A 17,950-nucleotide genomic window follows, 5' to 3' on the forward strand; every position below is an offset into this window, starting at 1 on the left:
GCGCTATTTTTTGCCGCGCATCCCCCTGAGGGGTGGGCCGTGGTAAATTGCCACTTTTTACCACCGCAAAAATGGACGGAAACTGGAGGGCTTATCGCCAGATAATTCGCAGATAAAGCCAATTTTGCGGCATTACTTGACACGGGGTGGGGCATGGGGCATAAGTGGGAAAAAGTGGTAACAAGTAGTAAGAAGTGGGAAAAAGTGAAAAAACTGTTCACAAAAAGCCTTTCCCGCAGCCTGGACCCCAAGGGGCGCCTCATGCTGCCGCCGGAATACCGCGAAGGACTCTGCGCGGACGGCGGCTCTGGGACGTTTTGGCTTACTGCTTTTTACGGACGCCTGGTGGCCTATCTGCCCGCCGACTGGGACATGGTTACAGAACAGCTTGGCAGCATCCCCATGCCCTCGCCCAGGCTTTCGCACTTCAAAACAAAGGTTATGGGCCTTGCCCAGGAACTTGAACCTGACGCCCAGGGGCGGGTGCGCATTCCGCAGGTGCTGATGCGCGAGGCTGGTTTGCACAAGGATGCAATGCTCGTGGGCATGCTGAATAAATTTGAAATCTGGGATCAGGAACGCTTCAACGCCCTCCAGCTTGAGGATGTGTCCGACGAGCTTTCCGGGCTTGGCATAACTCTCAGTCTATAGGCCGCACCATGACGGAACTTTTGGATAACATTGCTGAACCCGTGCGGCACGTGCCGGTGCTTCCGGCAGAAACGCTGGAGGCTCTTTCGCCCCGGGCTGGTGGCCGCTATCTTGACGGCACCCTGGGAATGGGCGGCCATGCCTCGGCAGTGCTTGGCGCCGCCAGCGACATAGAACTGTGCGGCCTTGACCGGGACGAAGACGCCATGGCTCTTGCGCGTCAGCGCCTGGCCCCTTTTGGCGGCCGCGCCCACATTTTTCATTGCAATTACAGCAACTTTCCAGATGCGCTGGCAGAACTGGGCTGGGACAAGGTGGACGGGGCGCTGCTGGATATCGGCGTTTCTTCGCTCCAGCTTGATGAAGCCGAACGCGGTTTCAGCTTTCACGGCGATGGCCCGCTCGATATGCGTATGGATCAGAATTCCGGCCAGCCATCGGCCTGGCACTGGGTCAACCGCGAGAGTTTTGCAAAGCTCAAGGAATGCATCGCCATGCTGGGCGAAGAACCCCAGGCAGGGCGCATTGCCCGCGTGATTGTGGAATCGCGCCAGAAGGCAAGCATAGATACCACCGCAGAACTGGCGGCCCTGGTGGAAAAGGCCTATCCCGCCGCATGGCGGGCCAAGGCCCGGCGGCATCCGGCCACGCGCACCTTTCAGGCCTTGCGCATGGCCGTCAACGACGAGCTGGGCGAATTGCGGCGTTTTCTTGATAACATTCTGGCATATATGCCCATTGGCGGCAGGCTTGCCATCATAACGTTTCACTCGCTTGAAGACCGCATGGTCAAGCAGGCCATGCGCCATTGGGCAGAAGGCTGCCGCTGCCCGCGCCATGTGCCGATATGCGTGTGCCATCATCAGCCCGAAGTACGCATTCTGTTCAAAAAACCCGTGACCGCCACACCCGAAGAGCTGGCCGTCAACCCTCGCTCCAGCAGCGCCAAGCTGCGCGCTGTGGAAAAAATAGCCGAGGCGACCGGATCATGAAGCGCAATACAACCATGAACCAGCAACATGGGGGCAGGGGATGGCTTCTGGCGCTGGTTCTGGGGCTTTTGAGCTGCATGGTCATGGGCCTTGTGCTCGTGTGGAGCAACATTGAGCGCATGGACACAACCTATTTCATCAATATCCAGCAAAATACTGTTCGCGAACGGCGCGCCCTGAGGGCCAAGCTTGAGGTTGAGCGCGAACGGCTGCTTTCTCCCTATGAACTGCGGCGCAAGGCAGATGAGTTCGGTATGCGCGAACCCAAGCCCGGCCAGATTCGACGTATGGAACTACAGTAAAAACTCCGGAACGCTCCAATGCCTGACCAGTCAATGCTCAGGCCCGGAAAAAGCCCGGCGTCATCACGGCGACGCCCAGTTTGGAAACGCCATGTTCAAACTCAGTTCTCGCAAACGCAATGTGTCCAGCGCTGGCCCTGCACGTGCCGCCAAGCCGCAGACCACCCGCAACCTTGTCTCTTCTGGCAAGGGCACGAGTTCTCCGGCCTGGATGGGCAATGTGGACTGGGGCCGCGCCCGCATCAAGATCGTTGTATGCATGTTCTGCTTGCTGTGGGTCGGGCTGTGGGGGCGCGCATGGTATCTCCAGATGATGGAGGGGCCGCGCCTTGCAGAACGCGCGCGTCGGCAGCATACGGCTACGGAGCTGGTCACCGGACGTCGCGGCATGATCTTTGACCGTAACGGTCAGGTGCTGGCCCGCAGTGTGGAAGCCAAATCCATTTACGCGCGCCCGCAGGATATCACCGATTTTCAGGCCATGGCCAACACCCTTGGCCCCATTCTGGGCATGGAGCCGCAGAAGCTTTATGACGACCTGGCGCAGACCAAGCGCCGTTTTGTCTGGCTGAAGCGCAAGGTGGACGACTATACCGCCGAGGCCGTGCGCAAGGCCAACATTACCGGCATAGGCCTGAGTAAGGAATATGACCGCGTTTATCCCTTCAAGCATATGGCCGGGCAGCTTCTGGGCTTTGTGGGCCTTGACGACAAGGGGCTTGAGGGCATCGAGCGCTCGCTCGATTCGCGCCTTGGCTGCATTCCCACGCGCCAGATTGTGCAGCGCGACGCCATGGGCCGCCGCTTTTATCTGCACGAAGAAGGGCAGAGCGAGCCGGTGGGGCAGGATCTGACCCTCACCATCGACATGCAGATCCAGTTTTTTGTTGAAGAAGCCGTGGCGCGTACCGTGCGGGAATATGATGCCCGCTGGGGCGGGGCGCTGGTTGTGGATGTGGCCTCGGGCGAAATTATGGCCTGGGCGCAGTATCCTTTCTTCAATCCCAACAACTACAAGGATTTTTCGCCCCTCGTTTACCGCAACAGGCTGGCTGCCGATGCCCTGGAACCGGGTTCCACATTCAAGCCTTTTGTGATGGCCGCCGCCATTCAGGAGCGCAAGGTCACGCCCAATACCCTTATCGACTGCGAAGGCGGCAAGTGGGTGACCAAGAACTTCACCATCCGCGACACCTCGCGGCAGGGGATATTGCCCGCTGCCAAGGTGCTGCGTTATTCGTCCAACATTGGCATGGCCAAGATCGGCCTGTCCATGGGCGCTCCCACCTTCTACAAATATATGCATGCGCTGGGCTTTGGACAGCGCACCGGCGTACCTGTGTCTGAAAGCCGTGGCATCCTGCGCGCCCCGCGTGACTGGAGCGAAGTGGACATCATGTCCACCTCGTTTGGCCAGAGTATCTCGGTGACGGGCCTCCAGATGGCGCAGGGCTACCTGACCCTGCTTAACAATGGCGTGTACAAGCCCCTGCGCCTCACGCGCGAAGACGGGGTTGTGGATGAGGTGCGCCCCCGCATTTATTCTGAAACCGCCGTGCGCGAAGTCATGCACATGATGCGCGATGTTGTTGAAGAACATGACGGTACAGGCAAGCGCGCCCGTGTGGACGGCATTGACGTGGGCGGCAAGACCGGTACGGCCCAGAAGGCCGACCACAGGTCGGGCACCTACGGCAGCAAGCGTCTTGCTTCGTTCGTCGGCTTTTTCCCGGCAGACAAGCCCAAGTATTTTGTGATGGTCATGGTTGATGAACCTTCGCGCAACCAGTACGGCGGTGTTGTTGCCGCGCCCGTGTTCAAGGAAGTTGCTTCCCGCATGGTCTCGTATACGGGCATGTTTAACGAAACCAAGGTGGCGGAAGCGGGTACAAAGGCAGCAACTGGCGAAAGCCCGGCGACCAAGACCCGTCAGCGCGGTCTCAAGCTTGCCTCGCTGGAAGTTCCCTATGCAACCGACGCCAGAAAGCTGGCCCCGCCGCAACAGGCCGAAGGCATGCGTTTGCCGGGGCATCTGGCAAAGGCCAGCAGCAGGGTGCCGGACGTGATGGGCAAATCTGTGCGCAATGCGGTTGAACTGTTTGCCCGCGCGGGCGTTGTGCCTGAACTCAAAGGATCCGGCAGCAGGGTGGTCAAGCAGACCCCTGCACCCGGTGTGGCCTGGCCTGAAGAAGGCAAGGACATTGAATATATTCTCTGGCTTTCCGAACGGTAAAAACGGCAGATTGCTTCCGGCTGGCGCACGCATGACGCGCGGGGTTGCGGGTTGAATTGCGCGCGCCGCCGGGACTAAATTGGGGCATTTGCCCCGGTTATGCAGTGAGGTTGATATGGAACGGGAATTTACAGCCCTTCTTGAACAGTGCAGACGCGGCGGTATTGAAGTGCGCGTCGATTCTCGTCAGGTCAATTCCGGCGATATCTTTGTTGCCGTGCCTGGCGTTAACGAAGACGGGGCTCGTTTTATTCCCGCCGCAGTTGCCGCAGGGGCTTCCATTGTCGTTTGCCGCCCCGGCGGAGCGGAAGAAGCCGCAGCGCTTGCTGGCGGCTGCCGCGTTGTGCATCATTCCGACCCGCGCGAGGCGCTCTGGCGTCTGGCGGAGGCCCGCTGGCGCACCAGCGAACTGCCGCTCAAGATCGTGGGCGTTACAGGCACCAACGGCAAGACCACATGCTCCTATCTGCTCGAACAGCTCTTTGCGCAGGCCGGGCACAAGCTTGGCGTCATGGGCACGGTCAGCTACCGCTGGCCCGGTCATGCGGAAGCTGCCCCCCTCACCACGCCCGATGCCCTGAGCGTGCACGCCATGCTGGCCGCCATGGCCAAGGCGGGCGTGGATGTGGCGGTGATGGAAGTGTCCTCCCACGCCATTGACCAGCAGCGCGTCTGCGGCGTTCCGTTTTCCGGCGCAGCATTTACCAATCTGACGCAGGATCATCTGGATTATCACAAGAACATGGAAAGCTACTTCCAGGTCAAGGCCCGCCTGTTCCTGGAGCTGCCCCGGCCCGACAAGGCCATGGCTGTCAACGCTGATGATCCCTGGGGCCGCCGCCTGCTGGAATTGTGCCCCACGGCGCTTTCCTTTGGTTTGCAGAAAGGCGCGCTGAACAAGCGCCACCTCTGGGGTGAGCTGCTTTCTGCCGGAACGGACGGCTGCCATATGCGCATGCACCTTGAGGGCAGCAAGTGGGAACTTCGCTCGCCTCTGGTGGGCGCGTTCAACGCCTCCAACCTGCTGGCCGTGCAGGCTGTTGCCCTTGAAATGGGCATAGAGCCTGATGCCTTCAAATCTCTTGAAAGTTTTACGGGCGTGAGCGGGCGGCTTGAACGTGTGGAAAATCCCCAAGGATTAAATGTATTTGTAGACTATGCCCACACGCCAGACGCGCTGGAAAACGTTTTGCAGGCCCTGCGGGGGGCTGGATTCAAACGCGTTGTTACTGTATTTGGCTGCGGCGGTAATCGTGACCGCACCAAGCGCCCCCTCATGGGCGAGGCTGTTGCCCGCTGGTCTGACGTGGCAGTGCTGACCTCCGACAACCCGCGTTTTGAAGAGCCGGAAGCCATTTTGCAGGATGTTCTGCCTGGTTTGAAATCCGCCCGCGAAGTTGTGGTTGAGGTTGACCGCCGTGCAGCTACCATCAAGGCGCTGAAAATGCTCGGCAAGGACGATGCATTGCTTATTGCAGGCAAAGGCCATGAGGATTATCAGATCATCCAGGGTGTCAAACACCACTATAGCGACCAGGAAGTAGTTAGGGAGTTTCTTCATTGCGCCTGACTTACAATGAAATAGCGGCCCGTCTGGGCCTGAGCGCCCTTGAGAGCGACATTGCGCTGACCGCCACAGTGACGGACAGCCGTGAGGCCGCGCCCGGGGCTCTCTTTGTCTGCATCCCCGGCAGCAGGGTGGACGGGCATGACTATGTGCCTGCCGCCGTGGAGCTTGGGGCTTCTGCCGTGCTGGCCTCACGGGCGCTGCCCGATGCGGGTGTGCCAGTGCTGGTTGTGGAAAATACGGTCAAGGCCCTTGGCAGCATAGCCGCCATGTGGCGCGACAAAACAACTGCCAGGGTTGTGGGCGTTACCGGCACTGCGGGCAAGACAACGCTCAAGGAAGTGCTGGCTCAGGTGCTTTCCGTGCGCGGCAAAACCGCCAAGAACGCCCTGAACAACAACAATCAGATCGGCATGCCCCGCGCCATGCTCGCCACTGACGGCGATGAAGATTTTTGGGTCATGGAGGCTGGCATCAGCCACGAGGGCGACATGGAAGAACTGTCGTCCGTCATGCGCCCCGACATTGGCCTTATACTTAACGTCGGCGCCGGGCATACCGAGGGTCTTGGCAGCAAGGGCGTGGCCTGGCACAAATCGCGCCTGCTCACAAATCTTGCCCCCAAGGGCATAGGCCTTGTGTGCGCCGATTATCCCGAACTTGTGCGCGAGGCGAGAGCCACCGGCGCAGAGTTGCATTTTTTCAGCGCCGCAGGCAGGGCTGTGGATTACCGCGCTTCTTACGCTGGGCCAGCGCCCGCCCAGGCCGACGGCCGGGATAATGCCGCAACGGGCTTTGACGCGCCGGACGACAGGCGCGGTCTGTACCACCTCTGGCTTGACGGCGCACGTTGCGACGTTACCGCTCCTTTCAGGGGAGAGTACGGCGCAGAAAATGTTATAGCCGTTGCCGCCGCCGCCCATCTGCTGGGCTTGAGCACTGCGGAAATTGCTCAGGGGCTGGCTCAGAGCGAGCTGCCCGTGCAGCGCTTCAACCAGGCGCGCGTGGGCAAGTGGCTGCTTATTGACGATACCTATAATGCCAATCCGCTTTCCATGCGCCGCATGCTTGATGCTGCGGCAGAGCGCGCCGCTGGCAGGCTTTTTGTGCCTGTGCTCGGCGAAATGCTCGAGCTTGGGCCGCAGGCAGCGGCAGAGCATGAGGCACTTGGCAAACACCTGGCTGAACTTAAACCTGCGGCCATATTCTGGAAAGGCGGCCACGGCGAAAATATCCGCGCCGGGCTGACCTGTGGGGGCTATACAGGGCCGTGGCACGAGGTGTATGACGCTGCGGCCTTTGCTGCTGCATGGGCCGAATTGACGCAAACTGCGTTTGCTGAGAACAAAACCGGCGGCGTGGCCTTGTTCAAGGGATCACGAGGCAACAGGCTGGAATGCCTGCTCCAGACTCTCACAGAGCCGGAGGCCGTGCGGGGCTGAGGGCCAAGATCAAAAACGCAGCCTGCTGGAGCGTTGCATACTTGAAACGGGCGTTGGCGGATTATTACGCTCAAGCCCAGGTTTCAGGGTTTAACTGCTTTAAAGAACGGGCATAACGGTCTGCACACGACCAAAAGAACGGATTACGCTGCATGTTCTATAATCTCTTTGTCCCCCTTGCGTCCGAATGGACGGTATTCAACGTTTTTCGGTACATCAGCTTCCGCTCGTTGGCCGCGCTCATCACTGCTCTTGTGCTTTCTATTCTCATTGGTCCCCGTTTTATCGGCTGGCTCCGCAGCCTCAAATGCGGCCAGTATATTCACGAAGACGTTGCCGCCCACGCCTGCAAGGCCGGCACCCCCACCATGGGTGGTCTGCTCATGCTGTTTGCGCTCAGCATCAGCCTGATTTTGTGGTCTGACCTGACCAATCCCTATATCTTGCAGGCTTTTCTTGTTTTTGCGGGCTTCGGGGCCGTTGGCTTCTGGGACGACATAACCAAGTTGCGTCACCACAAAAACAAGGGGATTTCCGGCAGGTCCAAGATGGCGGGGCAACTGGCTGTTGCCTGCGCGGCAATGGTGCTGCTCTATATCAATCCCGATTACAGCAGCAAGCTGACCATTCCTTTTCTGAAAGAAGTTACCTTTGATCTGGGCTGGTTTTATCTGCCCTTTGGCGTGTTTGTCATGGTGGCCTCTTCCAACGCCGTCAATCTGACGGATGGACTGGACGGTCTTGCCATCGGGCCTTCCATTGTGGCTTGCCTCGTTTTTTCCATCTTCATCTATATCACGGGCAACGCCCGCTTTGCCGGATACCTGCTGCTGCCCTACATGCCCGGCGTGGGCGAGGTCACAGTGTTTTGCGCGGCGCTTGTGGGCGCTGGTCTTGGCTTTTTGTGGTTCAACGCCTATCCGGCCCAGGTATTCATGGGCGATGTGGGTTCGCTTTCGCTCGGCGGCGTGCTGGGCTATCTGGCCCTGCTGTGCAAGCAGGAACTTGTGCTTTCAGTGGTGGGCGGCCTTTTTGTGGCCGAAACACTTTCGGTCATTCTACAGGTCGGCTACTTCCGCTGGACTGGCGGCAAACGTATTTTCCGCATGGCTCCCTTGCACCATCATTTTGAGCTCAAGGGCGTGCCTGAATCCAAGATCATCATCCGGTTCTGGATAACTTCCATCCTGTTGGGCCTTGTGGCGCTTTCTGTTCTGAAGCTGCGCTGAGGAGAGGGGATATGGCACTGGAGAAAAATCGCGGCAGACGTATCGAACCCGGTGAACTGGCAGTTGTTGTGGGCGCGGGCCGTTCCGGCCTTGCCGCCGCCAGACTGCTGCGGCGCGCCGGGGCGAGGGTTCGGCTACTGGACAGCAACCTCAAGGCATTGGCCGGAAGGGAAGTGCTTGTCGCTGAACTTGCGGCCCTTGGCATTGACGTGCAGCTTGGCGAGCATTCCGCCGCGCAGTTTGCAGGCGCGGCCTTTGTGGTGCCCAGCCCCGGCATGCCTGTAGCCAGACTCGCAGGGCTGGTGGACACGCAGGTTTCTGAAATCCTGGCCGAAATGGAACTGGCCTGGCGTTACCTTGATGACGAGCCAGTGCTGGCCATAACCGGCACCAGCGGCAAAACCACCACGGCCTCTCTGGCTGCCGCCATGCTCCACGAGCAGGGCTATGCCGTGTTTTTGGGCGGCAACATCGGGACGCCGCTTTCGGAATACGTTCTCGGCGGCAAAAAGGCCGATGTGCTTGTGCTCGAGATTTCCAGCTTCCAGTTGCAGGCCTGCACCACTTTTTGTCCGCGCGCGGGTATTCTGCTCAACATCACGCCCAACCATCTTGATTACCACAAGGACATGGCGGAATACACCGAGGCCAAGTTCCGGTTGTTCCGCTGTCAGGACGAAGGCGATCTGGCCGTGCTGGGCGAAGACCTGCAAGCGCTGGCTGACGCTCACCGCCTCAAGGCCCGCAAGGTTTTTGTAAAAGCCACTGACCGCTTTCCCACAAGCTGCCTCATGGGCGCACACAACCGTATTAATGAAGAAGCCGCGTGGCAGGCCTGCCGCCTTTTTGGTGTGACGGAAGCCAGCGCCACCAGGGCCGTCGAGCGTTTTCAGCCCTTGCCGCACCGCCTTGAGCGTGTACGTGAGCTTGGCGGCGTGTTGTACGTCAATGATTCCAAGTGCACCACGGTTTCCGCCCTTCAGGTGGCGCTGGAGGCCTTTGACCGCCCTGTGCGGCTGCTCTGCGGCGGCAAGTTCAAGGGCGGCGATCTGGCCGGGCTTGCCGACCTGTTGCGCGCCAAGGTGCAGGAAGTTGTGCTTTTTGGGGCCAGCCGCGAACATTTTGAAAAAGCCTGGCAGGGGATTGTGCCCATAAGCTGGCACGAAACAATGGATCCGGCAGTGCGGTTTGCCTCGGCAAATGCCAGAAGCGGCGATGTGGTGCTGCTTGCGCCCGCCACCTCCAGCTATGACCTGTACAAAAATTATGAACAGCGCGGTGAAGACTTCAAACAGATTGTAGGTAAGCTGTCATGAAGAATATCTTCAGCGGTAAGGACAAAGCGCCCAAGGTAAACAGCGCCATGGCGAGGGCCACGGAAGAAGGGCCGTTTGCGCCCTTTGACTGGTGGCTTTTCACCATCATGCTGATTATCCTTTCCATTGGTCTTGTGATGGTGCTTTCGGCCAGTGGTATCGTGGCGGAGCAGGTCAACGGCGACAAATACTTTTTCTTCAAGCGTCAGGTCATCTTTGCCCTTTGCGGCGGCGTTGCGCTGTGGAGCGCGGCCCTCCTGCCAAGGCACTGGCTGTACCGCATGCAGTATCCGGCGCTCTTTCTTGCGCTGCTCCTGCTGCTGGTGACGCTCTCGCCCCTTACCCCTGCCATCAACGGTGCAAAACGCTGGATCCCGCTGGGTTTTATCTCCATTCAGCCCATGGAGTTCGTCAAAATTGCGCTGGCGCTGTACCTGGCGTACTTTATGAGTTCCAAACAGGAACTTATCAAGACGTTCAGCCGGGGCGTCATACCTCCCTTTGCCGTTACGGGGCTGTTCTGCTTTTTGCTGCTTTTGCAGCCGGACTTCGGCAGCGCCGTTGTTCTGGCAAGTATTTTGTTTTTCATGTGCGTGGCGGGCGGCACCCGCTTTGTCTATCTGTTTTTTTCGGTGGCGCTTGCATGCGGCGGCGCTATGGCGCTGGCGATTTCTTCGCCCTATCGTCTACGCCGCCTGCTGGCCTTTCTTGATCCTTTTCAGGATGCGCACAACACGGGCTACCAGCTTGTGCAGTCGCTGCTTGCCATTGGTTCGGGCAGCTTCTTTGGCGTAGGCGTTGGCGCAAGCAAGCAGAAGATGTTTTATCTGCCTGAAGCGCACAACGACTTTATCATGGCCGTGCTTGCCGAAGAAATGGGGTTTGTGGGTGTAAGCGCAGTGATGATTCTGTTTGCCCTGCTTTTCTGGCGCTGCTACAAAATCATCATGGGCCAGCGCAATCTGCGCGACCGTTTTACCGCATTCGGCATTACCACCATTCTTGCAATGGGTTCGGTCATGAATCTGGCCGTGGTCATGGGGGTTGCACCGCCCAAAGGCGTGCCCATGCCCCTCATGAGTTACGGCGGCAGTAACCTTTTGGCCACCATGCTGTGCGTGGGCCTGCTTATGAATTTTTCAAGAACGGCGGACACATGGACAACATCATCCTGACGACCGGCGGCACTGGCGGGCATATCTTTCCGGCATTGGCTGTGGCAGAGGAATTGCGGCGTCGCAATCCCAATGCCAGCTTGCTGTTTGTGGGTTCGCTCTATGGGCCGGAAGAACGGCTGATGCGTCAGGCGGGCATTCCCTTTGAGGGGTTGCCTGTGCGCGGCCTTTTGGGGCGCGGTTTCAAGGCTGTGGGCGCTGGTGCGCAGATGGCTCTTGCCGTGGGTAAGGCCGTGGGCATTCTGCACCGTTTCAAGCCCGATGTTGTGGCTGGCTTCGGCGGGTATGCTGCATTTGCGCCCATGCTGGCCGCCCGTATTCTTGGCGTGCCCGGAGTGCTGCACGAGCAGAACGCCATAGCCGGGGCCAGTAACCGTTTTCTGGCGCGGCTTGCGCGGCGCGTGTGCATTTCTCTGCCCAACACCAGCGGCTTTGACATGAAAAAATGCGTATTTACGGGCAACCCTGTGCGGGCGGCCGTAAGCGCGGTGGGGCAGGTGGATCGCCACCGGCAGACGCGCCGTCTGCTGGTCATGGGCGGTTCGCAGGGCGCGCATGCGCTCAATGCCTTTATGCTTGAAAATCTGGCGGAATTTCGCGGCGCCGGGGTGGAGATTCGCCACCAGACCGGCATAACCGACGAGGGCAGTGTGCGCGCGGCCTATGTGGCGGCGGATTATGCACCCGAATGCGTTTCCGCCTTTATTGACGACATGGCCGGGGCCTATGCCTGGGCCGACGTGGCCCTGTGCCGCGCCGGGGCCAGCACTGTGGCGGAGCTTTGCGCCGCAGGCCTGCCCTCGGTTCTTGTGCCTTTTCCCTATGCCATTCACGATCACCAGACCCGCAACGCCGAAGTGCTGACACGCAGCGGCGCTGCCGTGCTGGTGCCTGAAGGACGCATGGCCGTGCAGCATATGTCTGACATTCTGCTGCGGCTCTTGACCATGCCTGGCGAACGCGAACCCATGACCGCAGCCGCGCTTGCCGCTGCCCGGCCTGACGCGGCAGCGCGCGTGGTCGCCGTTCTGGAACAGACAGCATAAACAGGGCTTCAGTATCCAATATCCAAGGGTGAATTCAACCCTTCAAATTATCTAGACTTTCTTTAAAGGTAGAGCATGAACAGCAAGATTCGGCGTATTCATATGGTGGGCATTGGCGGCGCGGGTATGAGCGGCATTGCCGAGGTTCTTCTCAATCAGGGCTACGAAGTTTCCGGCTCTGACATGAGTGATTCTGCCGTTGTGCGCCATCTGCGCGACCTTGGCGCACTCGTTGCCGTGGGCCATGCAGCGGAAAACGTGGGGGATGTTCAGGTACTGGTGAAGTCCACCGCCATCAGCGATGAAAATCCAGAGCTTGTTGAAGCCCGCCGCCGCAATATTGCCATTATTCCCCGTGCCGAAATGCTGGCCGAGCTGATGCGTTTGCGGCAGGGCATCGCCATTGCCGGTACGCATGGCAAGACCACTACAACATCACTTACTGCATCTATCTTTGATACTGCGGAGCTTGATCCTACAGTCATTATTGGCGGCAGGCTCAACGCTTATGGCACCAACGCGCATCTTGGGCACGGAGAATATCTGATAGCCGAAGCCGACGAGTCTGACGGCTCCTTTCTGTGCCTTCTGCCCATCATCAATGTTGTGACCAACGTGGACGAAGACCACCTGGATCACTACAAAACCCGTCAGGGCATTGATGACGCCTTTGTGCAGTTTATGAACAACGTGCCCTTTTACGGCCTGAACATTGTCTGCGGCGACGACCCCGGCGTGCGCGCACTGCTTGCCCGTGTGAAGCGCCCTGTGCTTACCTACGGCTTTGCGGAGGACAACGTGCTGCGGGCCGTGCCGCTTGAATGCGGCGTGCGCAACAACTTTGAAGTGTGGCGCAATGGCGTCAGGCTTGGGCAGGTTAGTCTGCCGCAGCCGGGCCGCCACAATATGCTCAACGCTCTGGCCGCCATTGGCGCTGCTATGGAAGTGGACATCAGCTTTGATAAATGCGCCGAGGGCCTGAATGGTTTTGGCGGCGTGGGGCGGCGCTTTGAATTCAAAGGCGAGAAGGGCGGTGTGACGGTGGTTGACGACTACGGTCATCACCCGGCGGAAATTGCGGCAACTCTTGCAACGGCGCGGCAGGTCTTTCCCGGTCGGCGCATTGTAGCGGCTTTTCAGCCGCACCGATTTAGCCGCACGCAGGCCCATTTTGGCGAATTCTGCAAGGTGTTTGACAATGTGGATCAACTGCTGCTCACCGAAATTTACGCCGCGTCTGAAAAACCCATCCCCGGCGTTTCGGGCCAGAGTCTCGCTCAGGGCATCCGTCAGGTCTCCATCACGCCGGTGGAATACTACCAGACCCTCAATGACCTTGCCGCAGCCCTGCCCAATGTGCTGCGCGAGGGCGATGTACTGTTGACCCTTGGCGCTGGCAGCATCACCCGCCTTGGCCCAGCGTGGCTGGAGGGACAAGACCATGCGTGAAATGCCCGCTCCTTTTCTTGCCCCCCGCACCACGCTGAGGGTGGGGGGGACCGCCATTGCGGAAATAATACTCGAGCGGAGTGAAGACCTTTATCTGTTGCCCGATAGGCTCAAGGCCCTTGGCGGCACACCTCTGGTACTGGGCGCGGGCAGCAATATTCTTGCGCAGGACGGCGAATTGCCGCTGGTTCTGATCCGCCCGTTTTTCAATGACGGCCCGGTTATTGTGGGCGAGCACGAGGGCAAGGTTCTGGTTCGTGCGAGAGCGGGCGTTCCTATGGCGCGGTTGCTGCGTTTTTGCGCTGTAAACGGGCTTTCCGGCCTTGAGGGGCTGGTGGGAATACCCGGCAGCGTGGGCGGGGCTGTTGCCATGAATGCAGGCTCCCATGGTGCGGAAACATGCAAAAATATTTATAACATCCAGGTGTTTGCTGATAACACCATTGAGCGCATCAACGGAAATGCACTGCAATACGGCTATCGTACTCTCAGCATTAACGGGAAAAAGAATGATTTTATCGTCTTGGAAGCCATATTTGGCTTGACCGTTGCTGAAAGGGATGGCATCTGTAATTGCATGCGTCACAACTTTTTTAAGAAAAAGTCTAAACAACCTGTGACGGCCTGGAGCGCGGGGTGCGTATTCAAAAATCCCACGCCGGAAATGTCTGCCGGGAGGCTTCTTGACGAGGCCGGTTTCAAGGGCAGGCAGCTTGGGGGAATGGCTTTTTCAACCCTGCATGCAAATTTTTTGATTAATGAAGGCAGGGGCAGCGCCACAGCGGCCTTGGCCCTGTTGCAAGAGGCCCGGCAAGCTGTGCGGCAACGGTTTGGCATTGAGCTTGAGCCGGAGGTCAGGATAGTGCCATGCCCCTTGCCCTGAGAAAAAACGGACGCAAAGCCCGTAACTCCTACACACGAGCATCTGCCCCAGTCAAAAAAAGCGGCGGCGGATCAAAAGTACGTGCGGGCGGGGTTTTCGCGGGGATTTTCAAGAATCTCAGGGGCTTCAGCGGACTGAAAAGCCTTGCCGCGCTGACTGTGCTGCTGGCCTGCCTGGGGCTGATTCTTGCGGGTGTGTGCTATTCATCGCTCTGGCTCTACAACAAGGCCATAACCAGCGATTTTTTTACCACCCGTCATGTTGACGTGACCGGCAATGTGCGTCTCTCGCACGACATGGTGCTGCAATACGGCGGCATACGCGAGGGCGACAACAGTCTTGCAGTCAGCATTGCCAAGGTTGAAAGAAACCTGCGCAAGACGCCCTGGGTTGAAGAAGTTTCTGTTAAGCGCCTTCTGCCAGACAGGTTTGTGATACGGCTGAAAGAGCGGTTGCCTTCTTTTTGGGTGCATAAGGACGGGGTGCTGTATTACGCCAACGAACTTGGCGAAATTATAGCGCCGGTCGAGAGCAAAAATTTTCTCTCGCTGCCCACCTTGCGTGTTGACCAGGGGGCAGAAGACGCCCTGCCGTACCTGACGCGCCTGATGAAGGGCATGCAAAGCGGTTTGCTGCCCATAGAAGCGGGGGCGGTTTCGTCCGTCAGCGTGAGCCCCGGCAAGGGCATTGAAATTTATCTTGAAGACAGGGAGATGCGGCTTTCCATCGCTACTGACGATTGGGAGGGCAATCTTTCCCGGTTAAGTCTGACCCTGGGCGATCTGGCCCGCAGACACGAACTGCGCAATGTACGCGAGATTCGATCTGTTAACGGCAATGTTTGGGTTTTACTTAACCAGCCAGCGTAAGAAACTTGCGGCATGCGCCAGAGTGGCATGCCGTTGCGACCCGGAGACAGGAGTTTTGAGGAGAATGGCATGAATAAGTCCGAGCTCATCGTTGGCCTCGACATCGGCACCACAAAGATATGCGCTGTGGTGGGCGAGCTGTCGGAGTCGGGTCTTGTAGATGTGGTGGGCATCGGCACCAGTGTTTCCACTGGTTTGCGCAAGGGCGTGGTGGTCAACATTGAACAGACCGTCCAGTCCATCCGCAAGGCCGTGGAAGATGCGGAACTTATGGCGGGCTGCGAGATCCACTCGGTATACGTGGGGATTGCGGGCAGCCACATCATGGGCATCAACAGCCACGGCGTCATTGCCGTCAAGGGCGGCGAGGTTGCGCAGCGCGATATTGAGCGCGCACTTGACGCAGCCAGGGCTGTGGCAATCCCTGCCGACCGCGAGGTCATCCATATTCTGCCTCAGGAATACATTGTTGATAACCAGCGCGGCATTGCCGACCCGCTCGGCATGGCTGGCGTACGCCTTGAAGTGAAGGTGCACATTGTTACCGGCGCAGTTTCTTCAGCCCAGAACATTGTGCGTTCATGCCACCGCAGTCAGCTTGAAGTTGCCGATATTGCCCTTGAGTCGCTGGCATCGGCCAAGGCCGTGCTGACCGAAGAAGAACGCGAAATCGGCGTTGCTCTGGTTGATCTGGGCGGCGGCACAACCGATATCGCCGTTTTTGCCAACGATGCCATCAAGCATACGGCTGTTCTGGCGCTCGGCGGGCAGAACCTTTCCAACGACATTGCCTTTGGTCTGCGTACTCCCATAGCCTCTGCCGAAAAAATCAAGCTCAAGTATGGTTGCGCTCTTGCCGACCTTGTGCGCAACGACGAATTTATTGAAGTTCCCAGTGTGGGGGGCCGCGAGCCGCGCAGGCTTTCGCGTCAGGTGCTGGCCGAGATATGTGAACCCCGCATGGAAGAAATTCTTTACCTTGTGGATCAGACCCTCGTGCGCTCCGGCTACAAGGACATGATCGGCGCAGGTGTGGTGCTCACGGGCGGCACTGCGCTGATTGAAGGCTGCCAGGAACTGGGCGAACAGATTTTCAATCTGCCCACGCGCATTGGCTACCCGCGCAACATCGGGGGCCTGAAAGACGTGGTCAACAGCCCCAAGTTTTCCACAGCGGTCGGACTGTTGCGTTACGGCGCGGAAAAGGAACTTTCCGGTCAGAAAAAATTTACCACACGTAGTGAAAGCGGCGTTTTTGACGGTGTGCTTTCGCGAATGAAAAAGTGGTTTGCGGACATTTCATAACAACCTCAAGCGGGCATTTTGAGGACAGCACAGAGGAGAGGTGTAATGGCTCAGTCTATCGTTGATGATATCGATACCTCGTTGGCCAGCAATGCCAAGATCAAAGTTATTGGCGTAGGTGGTGGCGGCGGTAACGCAGTGCAGAACATGATTGCCTCTGGCCTGCGCGGAGTGCAGTTTGTTTGCGCCAACACCGATGTGCAGGCGCTGAACAAGAACGGTGCATCCGTTAAGGTGCAGCTTGGTGAAAAGCTCACCAAGGGCCTTGGCGCTGGCGCCAACCCCGCCATTGGTCGCGAGGCTGCGGTGGAAAGCGTTGGCAGCATTCGTGAAGCCATCGGCGATGCCGATATGGTCTTTGTTACCGCTGGCATGGGCGGCGGCACCGGTACCGGCGCTGCTCCTGTGGTTGCCCAGGCTGCCAAGGAAATGGGCGTCCTCACCGTGGGTGTTGTGACCAAGCCCTTCAGTTTTGAAGGCGCCAAGCGCAAGCGCGCGGCGGAGGCCGGGCTTGAAGAGTTCAAGCAGCATGTGGACTGCCTGATCACCATACCCAACGACCGTCTGCTTGCCTTTGCCCCCAAGAAGGCTCCTTTTTCCGAAATGCTTCAGAAGGCCAATGATGTGCTGTACTACGCCGTCAAGGGTATTTCTGACGTCATTGTGGGCGAAGGCCTCATCAATCTCGACTTTGCAGACGTGCGCACCACCATGGCCGAAGCCGGTATGGCCCTGATGGGCACGGGCATCGCCTCTGGTGAAAACCGCGCCCGCGAGGCCGCCCAGCGCGCCATCATGAGCCCGCTGCTTGAAGATGTTTCGCTTGAGGGCGCCAAGGCGGTCCTTTACAACATCACTGCCCCCACAGATATCACTGCCGAGGAAATTGCCGAAATTGGCGATATCATCGGCGATGCCACGCCTGAAGAAGCCAACATCATCTTTGGTGTCGTGTTTGACGACAATATCGGTGACGAAATTCGCCTTACCGTTATTGCCACCGGCATTGACTCTCCTCAGGTTATTCAGCCCGTGCAGGCTCCTGCGGCCACTGTCACCAACTTCCGCAAGCCCGGCCCTGACGCCGTGGTTGCCGAACCGCGCCGCATGAATTCCCGCGCGGCCCAGCAGAGCATGATGGACGAGCAGGAACGTGCGGAGTCGCGTTTGCCGCAGTCACCTCGCCGCACCGAGGTGGAGCGCTGGTACGATGAAAACAGCAATCGTCCTCCCTATCTGCTCAAGCGTGAAGTTGTGGGCCAGCCGCGCCGCCGTGCGCATAACCCCGGTCATGAAGACTTCACCTATGATGAGGATGATTTTGAAATTCCCACCTTCATCCGCACCCAGGCCGACTAATCTGTTGGTTCCTGAGCGCATTGGCAGAATGCCTTTCTGCCATGAAGGCCCATGATTTTCAGGGCTTGCCTCTTCGGCCCTGAAATGCCCGCCGGGAGGCCCATTGGGGGCCTCCCAGAGCTGGGCGTAAAT

Annotated in this window: 15 protein-coding genes; all 15 read left to right on the top strand. The window is 58.6% G+C overall.

Annotated elements, in window-relative coordinates; genetic code table 11:
- Positions 1–204 precede the first annotated feature (204 nt).
- Positions 205–651, top strand: a complete 447-nt coding sequence (locus tag G449_RS0110760) for a division/cell wall cluster transcriptional repressor MraZ (protein ID WP_027180920.1) — start codon at positions 205–207, stop codon at positions 649–651.
- 8 nt (positions 652–659) lie between these two features.
- Positions 660–1,643: a 16S rRNA (cytosine(1402)-N(4))-methyltransferase RsmH gene (gene rsmH, locus G449_RS0110765; protein ID WP_022659321.1), complete on the top strand. Its 984-nt coding sequence runs from the start codon at positions 660–662 to the stop codon at positions 1,641–1,643.
- A complete protein-coding gene (locus G449_RS0110770) occupies positions 1,640–1,945 on the top strand; it encodes a hypothetical protein (RefSeq protein ID WP_022659322.1) in 306 nt (101 codons plus the stop codon). The genes rsmH and G449_RS0110770 overlap by 4 nt, the downstream gene beginning before the upstream one ends.
- Before the next feature lie 91 nt (positions 1,946–2,036).
- Entirely contained in the window at positions 2,037–4,178 is a 2,142-nt protein-coding gene (locus tag G449_RS0110775; RefSeq protein WP_022659323.1) for a penicillin-binding transpeptidase domain-containing protein, read from the top strand.
- A gap of 115 nt (positions 4,179–4,293) precedes the next feature.
- On the top strand, positions 4,294–5,748 hold the full coding sequence (locus G449_RS0110780) for a UDP-N-acetylmuramoyl-L-alanyl-D-glutamate--2,6-diaminopimelate ligase (RefSeq protein WP_022659324.1): 1,455 nt from the start codon (positions 4,294–4,296) through the stop codon (positions 5,746–5,748).
- The gene (locus G449_RS0110785) at positions 5,739–7,187 is read left to right on the top strand and encodes a UDP-N-acetylmuramoyl-tripeptide--D-alanyl-D-alanine ligase (RefSeq protein WP_022659325.1); all 1,449 of its coding nucleotides are present in this window, start codon (positions 5,739–5,741) and stop codon (positions 7,185–7,187) included. The genes G449_RS0110780 and G449_RS0110785 overlap by 10 nt, the downstream gene beginning before the upstream one ends.
- A 152-nt stretch (positions 7,188–7,339) precedes the next feature.
- Positions 7,340–8,416, top strand: coding sequence for a phospho-N-acetylmuramoyl-pentapeptide-transferase (gene mraY, locus G449_RS0110790; RefSeq protein WP_022659326.1), 1,077 nt, complete (start codon positions 7,340–7,342; stop codon positions 8,414–8,416).
- 11 nt (positions 8,417–8,427) lie between these two features.
- On the top strand, positions 8,428–9,732 hold the full coding sequence (gene murD / locus G449_RS0110795; protein ID WP_022659327.1) for a UDP-N-acetylmuramoyl-L-alanine--D-glutamate ligase: 1,305 nt from the start codon (positions 8,428–8,430) through the stop codon (positions 9,730–9,732).
- A complete protein-coding gene (gene ftsW / locus G449_RS0110800; RefSeq protein ID WP_022659328.1) occupies positions 9,729–10,907 on the top strand; it encodes a putative lipid II flippase FtsW in 1,179 nt (392 codons plus the stop codon). Before murD ends, ftsW begins: the two co-directional genes overlap by 4 nt.
- Positions 10,889–11,953 carry an undecaprenyldiphospho-muramoylpentapeptide beta-N-acetylglucosaminyltransferase gene (murG, locus tag G449_RS0110805; RefSeq protein WP_022659329.1) on the top strand — a complete coding sequence of 355 codons (1,065 nt, stop codon included), beginning with the start codon at positions 10,889–10,891 and terminating at the stop codon, positions 11,951–11,953. The genes ftsW and murG overlap by 19 nt, the downstream gene beginning before the upstream one ends.
- A 75-nt stretch (positions 11,954–12,028) precedes the next feature.
- Positions 12,029–13,402 (top strand): UDP-N-acetylmuramate--L-alanine ligase, encoded by a 1,374-nt coding sequence (gene murC, locus G449_RS0110810; protein ID WP_022659330.1) that lies wholly within the window; start codon positions 12,029–12,031, stop codon positions 13,400–13,402.
- On the top strand, positions 13,395–14,285 hold the full coding sequence (murB, locus tag G449_RS0110815) for a UDP-N-acetylmuramate dehydrogenase (RefSeq protein ID WP_022659331.1): 891 nt from the start codon (positions 13,395–13,397) through the stop codon (positions 14,283–14,285). The genes murC and murB overlap by 8 nt, the downstream gene beginning before the upstream one ends.
- Positions 14,270–15,154 carry a cell division protein FtsQ/DivIB gene (locus G449_RS0110820; protein WP_022659332.1) on the top strand — a complete coding sequence of 295 codons (885 nt, stop codon included), beginning with the start codon at positions 14,270–14,272 and terminating at the stop codon, positions 15,152–15,154. The genes murB and G449_RS0110820 overlap by 16 nt, the downstream gene beginning before the upstream one ends.
- A 69-nt stretch (positions 15,155–15,223) precedes the next feature.
- A complete protein-coding gene (ftsA, locus tag G449_RS0110825; RefSeq protein ID WP_022659333.1) occupies positions 15,224–16,459 on the top strand; it encodes a cell division protein FtsA in 1,236 nt (411 codons plus the stop codon).
- Positions 16,460–16,504: 45 nt separating this feature from the next.
- Positions 16,505–17,818 (top strand): cell division protein FtsZ, encoded by a 1,314-nt coding sequence (ftsZ, locus tag G449_RS0110830; protein WP_022659334.1) that lies wholly within the window; start codon positions 16,505–16,507, stop codon positions 17,816–17,818.
- Positions 17,819–17,950 lie beyond the last annotated feature (132 nt).

Source organism: Desulfovibrio desulfuricans DSM 642, from assembly GCF_000420465.1.
Taxonomy (GTDB): Bacteria; Desulfobacterota; Desulfovibrionia; order Desulfovibrionales; family Desulfovibrionaceae; genus Desulfovibrio; species Desulfovibrio desulfuricans.